General features: G+C 44.0%; 8 protein-coding genes. All 8 read right to left on the minus strand.

Annotated elements, in window-relative coordinates; genetic code table 11:
- Positions 1-384 precede the first annotated feature (384 nt).
- A complete protein-coding gene (locus tag B3Y13_RS00555) occupies positions 385-1,743 on the minus strand; it encodes a sensor histidine kinase (protein ID WP_296691962.1) in 1,359 nt (452 codons plus the stop codon).
- Between the two features lie 3 nt (positions 1,744-1,746).
- Positions 1,747-2,448, minus strand: a complete 702-nt coding sequence (locus B3Y13_RS00560) for a response regulator transcription factor (RefSeq protein WP_296691965.1) — start codon at positions 2,446-2,448, stop codon at positions 1,747-1,749.
- A 3-nt stretch (positions 2,449-2,451) separates the two neighbouring features.
- On the minus strand, positions 2,452-3,396 hold the full coding sequence (locus B3Y13_RS00565; protein WP_296691966.1) for a hypothetical protein: 945 nt from the start codon (positions 3,394-3,396) through the stop codon (positions 2,452-2,454).
- 155 nt (positions 3,397-3,551) lie between these two features.
- Positions 3,552-3,818 (minus strand): hypothetical protein, encoded by a 267-nt coding sequence (locus B3Y13_RS00570; RefSeq protein WP_296691968.1) that lies wholly within the window; start codon positions 3,816-3,818, stop codon positions 3,552-3,554.
- Between the two features lie 136 nt (positions 3,819-3,954).
- The gene (locus B3Y13_RS00575) at positions 3,955-4,500 is read right to left on the minus strand and encodes a fasciclin domain-containing protein (protein WP_296691971.1); all 546 of its coding nucleotides are present in this window, start codon (positions 4,498-4,500) and stop codon (positions 3,955-3,957) included.
- A 402-nt stretch (positions 4,501-4,902) separates the two neighbouring features.
- Positions 4,903-6,684: a carbon starvation CstA family protein gene (locus B3Y13_RS00580; RefSeq protein WP_296667283.1), complete on the minus strand. Its 1,782-nt coding sequence runs from the start codon at positions 6,682-6,684 to the stop codon at positions 4,903-4,905.
- Between the two features lie 89 nt (positions 6,685-6,773).
- The gene (locus B3Y13_RS00585; protein WP_296667285.1) at positions 6,774-7,271 is read right to left on the minus strand and encodes a hypothetical protein; all 498 of its coding nucleotides are present in this window, start codon (positions 7,269-7,271) and stop codon (positions 6,774-6,776) included.
- 351 nt (positions 7,272-7,622) lie between these two features.
- Positions 7,623-7,920, minus strand: a 298-nt coding sequence (locus B3Y13_RS00590) for a hypothetical protein (protein WP_296691973.1), incomplete at its 5' end; no start/stop codon positions are given.

Here is a 7,920-nt window from a genome sequence, read left to right on the forward strand (position 1 = left end):
AAAAAAGCAGCCTAAAAACGCGCCCGAACTGGACTTACGCTTTTGGCTGCTCGTTAGATTGCATTTGAATTTTTAATTTCGCCTATCCTAGCAGATTTTTTGATTTTGTGTAAGCGATGAGAAGAAAATAAAATTTTTGCATGAGCTGAAAATACGCTGGGCAAAGCGTAAAAGTTTTCGAACGAGTTAAAAGTGCGTTGGGCGGCTCATAAAATTTTCCGAACGACCAAAAAATGCGTTGGGCAGCATGTGAAAGTTTTCGAACGCGTCAAAAGTACGCTGGGCAAAGCCGTAAAAATTTTCGAATGAGCAAAAAATGCGTTGGGCAGCGTGTGAAAGTTTTCGAACGAGTTAAAAGTGCGTTTGGCCATTGCAAAAAAAAAACTACACCGCCGCCGCAAAGCACACGCAATTCTCTCCGCTTTTGTTCGTCGTATTTTGCACTTCGATTTTTCCGCCGTGGAGGTTTGCGATTGCCTGCGCGATTGAAAGGCCAAGCCCCGAGCCTGCCGTGCTTCTTGAGCGGTCGCCGCGGTAAAGCCGGTCGAACACGTGGGGAATGTCTTCCTCGCTGATTGCGCCTGTGTTAAGCACGGAGATTTTCACGCGATTTTCACAAGTCTTTTCAACGCAAAGCGAGACTTCTCCGCCTTCCGCCGTGTACTGGAACGCATTCTGCAAAAGATTTGAGACACAGCGCATAAGAAGAAGCGGATCCGCCTTAAAGTCAAAGTCCTCCGCGCAGTTTTTCTTGATAGTGAATTTTATGTTCTTCTTTTTTGCAAGAAGCGCGAACCGGGATGAGACATCATCTGCGAATCTGCACGCGTTCACGTCCGCAGGGGAGATTTTCATCTCCGGGGACTCAAAGCGGCTCAAGTCCTGAAGATTCCACACCAGTTTTTCTATCAAAGTAAGCTCGGAGTAAAGAGCCGCAAACCTCTCTCCTGTCGCCTCAAGAACTCCGTCGTTCATTCCCTCAACCTGCATTTTCACAGCGGTAAGCGGAGTGCGCAGGTCGTGCGAGATGTCCTGCATCCACTGCCGGCGCAAAGTCTCCTCGTGCAAAAGCCTCGATTTCAGTTTTTTGACCGAATCGAGAATCCTGTCGAACTCGTTCACGCCAAGAGCCGCCATGTCCTTTTTCATCAAGTCCGGGGAAGAGATGTAGTCGGCAAGAGAGCGCGCCTTTTTCGAGAGCATTGTTGAAATCAGCACGGAAAGGGCGAGCGTGATTGAGACCGCAAGAGCGATTCCTGCGAAAAGCCCTTTTTCCATCGTGGAAACAAAAATTCTGTTCGCCTTGTACGCCAGAAATCCGATGTTGTCCGCGCAAAGATAGCCTATTGTCTCGCCTCCGTCCTTTATTTGAACCGGTGAATTGAGCGACAGGAAAGTTGAAAGCGAGCCGACAGATTTTTCAACTTCGTCCTGAGTGCTGACTTTTCCTTTTTCAAGAAGAAGAACGGGCTTTTTGTTCCTGTCAAAAATGTAGATGTAAAGAGAGTCCGTTGTGTACGGCATTACGGCTTTTTCAAGCTCGGAAGAAGAAAGGCTTCCTGCAAACCTGTATGTCTTTGAGATTGCCGGAAGAATCAGAGCCACAAAGTCGTCCCTTTTGTCCGCGTTCCAGTCGTTTATCGAGCGGCTCACCGACACTGTGAAAATGACCGACATTGCGGCGATTACGGCAAACGAGGCGGCGATAAATCCTGTAAGAATCCGTGCAAAAATTGACTTCATTTTCTACTTTTTGGAATCTGCCTTTATTCCGCTGAACCTGTAGCCGAAGCCCCTTACGGTTGAAATCCACTGCTGCCCGATTTTTGAGCGCAGGTTCGCCATGTGCGTGTCTATCGTTCTCTCCGAGCCTTCAAAAAAATAGTTCAGGCACTCGCCCAAAAGCTGCTCGCGCGAGACAACCTGCCCGGCGTTGGACGCAAGATACAAGAGGATTTTCCATTCTGTTGAAGTAAGCTCCGCCATGTTTCCGTCAACGCTCACGCTGTGCTTCGCCTCGTCAATAATAACGGTCGAGTTTCCGCTCTTCCATTCGCCCGAAGCAGTGCTTTTTCCGCTGTCTGTTTTTCCGCTTCTTCTTAAAAGCGCGTGAACACGAAGAACAAGTTCCTTCGCAGAAAAAGGCTTGCAGATGTAGTCGTCCGCGCCAAGCTCAAAGCCCAGGATTCTGTCGGATTCAGAATCCTTTGCGGTAAGAAAAATAAGCGGAATGTCGCTTGAAGCCCTTATTTCCTTTGCGAGCGCGAATCCGCTTCCGTCGGGGAGCATAACGTCAAGAATCGCAAGGTCGGCCGTCTCCCTTTTTACCGCGTCCAGAACGCCCGAAACTCCGCCGAATTCAAGAGTCTTGTAGCCGTCAAGCTTTAGGTAGCCAGAAACAGCATCGCGAATCAGCGAGTTGTCCTCAACAATTATCACGCAGGCCATTTTTCAGTTTTCCTTTTTTTCAGATGAAGATGAAGCAGAAGATGAATTCTGACTTGAAACCGGCGCATTGTACAGAAAATTCCGCATGATTATTCCAGACGGATTTTTTTCAAGAACAATGTTTCCTTTCCAGTCGTAGAAGAATTCTTTTTCAGAGACAGTTTTTCCTTCCGCGTTTTTAAGAACCGAGCGAATCATATTTCCTGCGGAAAAAGTTCTTGTCTCCTCAGTCTTCAGGCTTCCGTCCGCGCCGAGCGTTCTTACCGCAGAAGCCTTTCCGTTTGAATACGAATAGTTCACGCTCTCGTAAAATCCGCTTGCGTCGTAGTTTTTTTCCTGCGCCAAAGTGGAATCCGCATTGTAGATGTACTCGACGCGCTTGAAAAGTTTTCCGTCCGCATAAAACGAAGAATAATCTTTAATCCGTCCGTCTTCCGTATAGATGTATTTTTCCGTAAAGTTCAATGCGCCTGCGGCAGAATAAGTCTTGCATTCAGAAAGCCTGGATTTTTCATTGTAGGAATATTCCGCGCGCCACTCTATCTCGCCGCTTCCTGAATAAGAAGTCTCGCTTGCAAGAAGCCCCTTTTCGCCGTAGCCGTAGGAATACCGCCACTTCACGTTTTTTGACGAGTCAAGCCCGGTGATTTCTGAAATCTTTCCGTCATCAAGAAATTTCCGCCCGACAACAGTTTTTTCAGAGCCGTCGTCGCCGAACTGCCTTTCCTTAAAAATCCGCCCGTCCGCAAATTCAAGAACGCTGTATTTTTTTAACGTGTCTGGAGAAGCCCCGCGGTATTCTGTGACGGAAACCGGCGAGCCGCTGAATTCAGGAGAGGTAGCCAATGTATTTTTTGAAACTGAAACCGTGTTTTGCGGAAAAACTTCTGCGCCTCCAAAAATAAAAAAAGATGCAAACGCCAAACAAAAAAAACGAGATGATTTCATTTTTTCTTAAGTCTCCATAAAAAATTCTCATTAAAAATTATACAAAAACAAAAAAACGGTTTCAAGACAAATAAAAAAAGCAGGGCTAAAACGGAGACATATTTAGTCCTGCTAAAGAAACAACGGTTAAATATGAACTTTCAAGTATTATTATTTTACAGAGCCCCCTCCTCTCCTGCCTGCGTATTTTCAGCAGGAACATTTTCTGTCGGAGCAGCAGAATCTGCATTGTCACTGGCAGCCTGTGAGTTTTGTGTTTCTAAGGCTTTTGTTTCAGAAAAAGAAGTTTCAGGAACATTTTCCTGTGCAGCAGCATTTGAATCTACAGCAGCTTCTGTTTTTTTCGTTCCGGCGCAAGAGAACATAATTGCGGCGAATCCAATCATTGATACGGCGATAAAAGTTTTCTTTGTTGTTTTCATTTTTTCTTCCTCTTATTTATAGTTTTAATTTCATTATCTGACATATTACTTTGTCATTATCCGGCTTGACCGGATAATTTCTAAACAGATTCCCTTGTCAAGCAAGGGAATGACAGTAATGTTTCCCAATTTTTTTCTACTCAGCAAGCGCAAGGCTTTTCTCGCTGAAATCTCCTGAAAGACGGCAGACAGCAACCTTGTCATCCGCGCTGGAAGAAAAATCCGAAATCTCAACATTGTCAATCAGAATCGCAGTGTCGGAAACTTCGACTGGAAGAACTTTTCCAGAAAGAGTCTGAACAGAATTTTTTGATTCCAAATTTTCCTTTGTAAGTTTTTCAGGAACAATGTAGTCGGCAATGTTCTTTGAAATTTTTTCAGAATCAGCAACTGTGTCAACCGGAGCAAGAACAGTAACGCCAGAAGCCGAAGCTACAGAAGCAACTGTGTCAGAAGAATTTTTGAGAACTTCGGCAAAAACCTTGATTCCGTCAACTTCCTCAATCGACTTTGAAATTTCCTGAGCCGAAAGAACGCCGTCGTCAGCCGGAGCAGCCTCGTTCTGAACATTCAATCCAGCCGCAGCGCCAGCATCTGAAATCGGAGAAGAAGCCAATTCCTCTGCAAAAAGTCCTGCCGAAACCAAAGCAGCAACACCGATAACAACTGTAAGTCTTTTCATAGTTTTTTCCTTATCAAAAAAACGTTTTGGATTCTAAAAAACAACGGACTTCAACGCTCAAGCATCTATTCCGTCTCCTCCGTTTTTTTGATAAGACAATCCTACAGTCAGCGTTTCAAGACTTTTTATTGAAAATGTCAAGATTATGCAAAGATTTTAAATTTGAACCGCAATTTTCCGTCATATCCGGCCAGCCGTGGTTCCGCCTTTCGGCTTCATTGCCACACTTCGCATTGCTCCGTTCCGCAACGGCTACGCCGCCACTCTTGTCCGGGGTAAATTTTCCGCTCAAACCTTTCATTAACGCATTTTTTTCTAACTTAGCGTAAAAAAATCCCCGGCTTCCCTTTTTATTTAAGGAGAGCCGGGGATTTTTGATTTTTATTTTTATTTTTTTACAGCCTAGGCATTGGCTTTTTTAGCGTTGTGCTGGGCTACGAAAGTTTTTACACCTTCAACCACAAGCACGATTGCCAAAACCGCCATTGCAAACGCAAATATAAGCTGGAACCAGTTGCCCCAATGCATTGCGTTTGGCGCGTGTCTTACCATTGCAGAGATTTTTCCAACAACAGTAAAGATAAGCTGTGTCAAAGTCGCAGCCAACATAAATGCCATTGGAATAAAGAACATTTTATTGTTTTTACCGGCTTTTCCAAGCCATGCCGCAACTGCAAGAAGAGCAATTCCTGCAAGAAGCTGGTTTGCAGAGCCAAACAGCGACCAAATTGCAGATAGTTTAAGTCCTCCAAGGATTGAACCAATCACAACCATCATTGTTGTTCCAAAAAACGGATTTGCAAGGATTTTGCGGACTGGAGATTTTGCATCTTTCCATGTTTTTTCATCTTCATTCAAGAAGAGTTCCGAGAACATAAAACGCGAAAGTCTAGTTGCAGAATCAAGGCTTGTAAGCGCAAATACAGAAATAGAAAGCGTCAAAAGCGCATTGATTATTCTATAAATTCGTGTCGAAGAATCTCCGAACATAATTGCAATTCCGTTTCCAAAAGCTGTGGCAGGAGAACCATTAAACGACCATATTCCGTTTTCTACGTGCATAAATTTTCCAGAAACCATGCCAAGAGCAATCAAAGAAATTACACCAAGAGCAGACTCAATCAGCATAGAACCGTAAGCGATTGGCCTTGCGTTCTGTTCAGCATCAAGCTGCTTAGAAGTAGTTCCAGAAGCAATAAGAGAATGGAAGCCAGAGCAAGCGCCGCAGGCAACTGTAATAAAGAGAGCCGGGAACATATGTCCGATTGACTGTGTCCAGCCTGTAAAAGCAGGAAGCTCAAAATGAACACCGCGAGCTGAGCCGGTAAAGGCAGAAACTACGATTCCGGCAAGAGCAAGAAGAATCATTGCATAAAGCAAGAACGAAGAAAGATAGTCGCGAGGCTGCAGCATAATCCATACAGGAATAAGAGAAGCCAGGGCAATGTAAAGGGCAATAACAACAATCCAAGTTACGCGTCCGCCGCCAAGACCAACATTCAACCCAAGAACAATAATTCCAACAATTGCAATAATTCCGGCGATTGTCGCAGGAAGAGTTTTTACACCAAAGCGGTTTGTAGCAAGTCCGTAGATTACAGCAAGAATAATAAAGCAGACAGAAATCATTGCAGTCGTCTGGTTTTCAGTAGGATGAAGAACAAAGAGACCGGCTTCTTTTACTCCGTCTGCAACCTGCTGCGCAGTAAGGGCTGGAGTAAAGAAAGTGCTTGCTACAACATTTACAAACGAAGCAATTACAAGAATCAAAACGAGAAGCGAAAAAATAATGAACAGTTTTTTAGCAAATTTTCCCATCGATGTTTTGATAATCTCGCCAATTGATTTTCCTTCGTTGCGGATTGAAGCAAAGAGCGAACCGTAATCTTGCAAACCGCCAAAGAAAATACCGCCAATAACGCACCACAAAAATACAGGAACCCAGCCAAAAACTGCGGCCATAATCGGACCGTTAATCGGGCCTGCGCCAGCAATCGAAGAAAAATGGTGTCCCATCAAAACGGCAGGCTTTGTCTCAACATAGTCAACGCCGTCAGGCATAAAATTCGCCGGAGTTGATTTTTTAGGATCAATTCCCCACTGTTTTGCCAGATAAGCGCCATAAAAAACATATCCGGCAAAAAGCAAAGCAAGAGCAGCAATAATAATCAATAAAGCTGTCATAATCTTTTCCCTCCATTGGAAAAAAACTTTTTTCAAAAATCACCTAAAAACCGTCAAAACTGAGCAGTTCAAAATCAAGGCAATTTTTATTAAATAAAAATAATTTGCTTAAAGACCTTCTTCAAATGCCCTGCAAGCCTATTTACCGCAAAACTTCCGCAAGAAAGATCCATTACAGCCAGTCTCAAATCACTCCATCCCCGAAAAGTAAAATTATAAGATTTGTGCTTTTTTATTTTTCTGCAAGTTTTCAGAACTTCGCCACAAGTTTTTTCAGCAAGCACAATCAAAGTAACGTCAGAAGTTTTGTGCCCTTCAACCGGCTTAACCTTTGAAATTCCGTCGTTCCAGGCAAGCTCTGCAAGTTCCGCCAAACGCTCGGCCGACAATTCTTTTTCGAGCGCAAAATAAACGTACTCATGAGTATAAATGTCCGAAAGATGCGCGATTTTCAAGAGCATGTACTGCTCCGTATGAGAATGAAATTCCGCAGTCGCAACAAAAGGGCTGACAGGATTTTCAGTATTCAAGTCGTAGTATCTTTTAAAAGAGTCAAGCAACTTTTCCAGAACTTTTTTGCTGTCCATAGTTATGTAATACCATTTTTATAAAATTTAATAAATAGTAAACTTCTTAAGTGTCGTTAAATTTCAGTTTTATTTATAATTTTACGGGCGCTTCTGCCATAAGGCAGACCGAGTATTCCGCGGCTACGGCTTTCGCCTCCGACCAAAGGCAAGCCTTTGTTTTCGCTACGCTCACCGCTCCATCCTCTAGCGCGGTTCGCTTTAGCGAACAGTTCAAATCCGAGTTTTGCGTAAGCAAAATCTCGCAGCGTGCCTGCACGCACACTCTCTAGCGCGGTTCGCTTTTAGCGAACAGTTCAAATCCGAGTTTTGCGCCAGCAAAATCTCGCAGCGTGCTTGCACGCACACACTCTAGCGCAGTTCGCTTTTAGCAGTCTGCGCACGCAATTTATTTGAAAAAATTTTTGCGCAGTTTTCAGGAATCCAGCCTTCCTTTACAAAAAACCATTTTTCGTAATTATCGTCAATTTTTACTGTCGAGCTTCCTTCTACAACCCTGATTTCGCCACGGCGCAAATAACTTTCGACAGGATTTTCATATCCGGCTTCTTTATGGCAGGCTGTATAAGGAGAAGTTACCAAAAGCCATTCAACTCCAGGTTCAATCGCCATAGGTTCAAGGCTGTCAAATTGAATTTTTTCATTTTTT

This window comes from Treponema sp. UBA7567 (assembly GCF_002476655.1).
Taxonomy (GTDB): Bacteria; Spirochaetota; Spirochaetia; order Treponematales; family Treponemataceae; genus Treponema_D.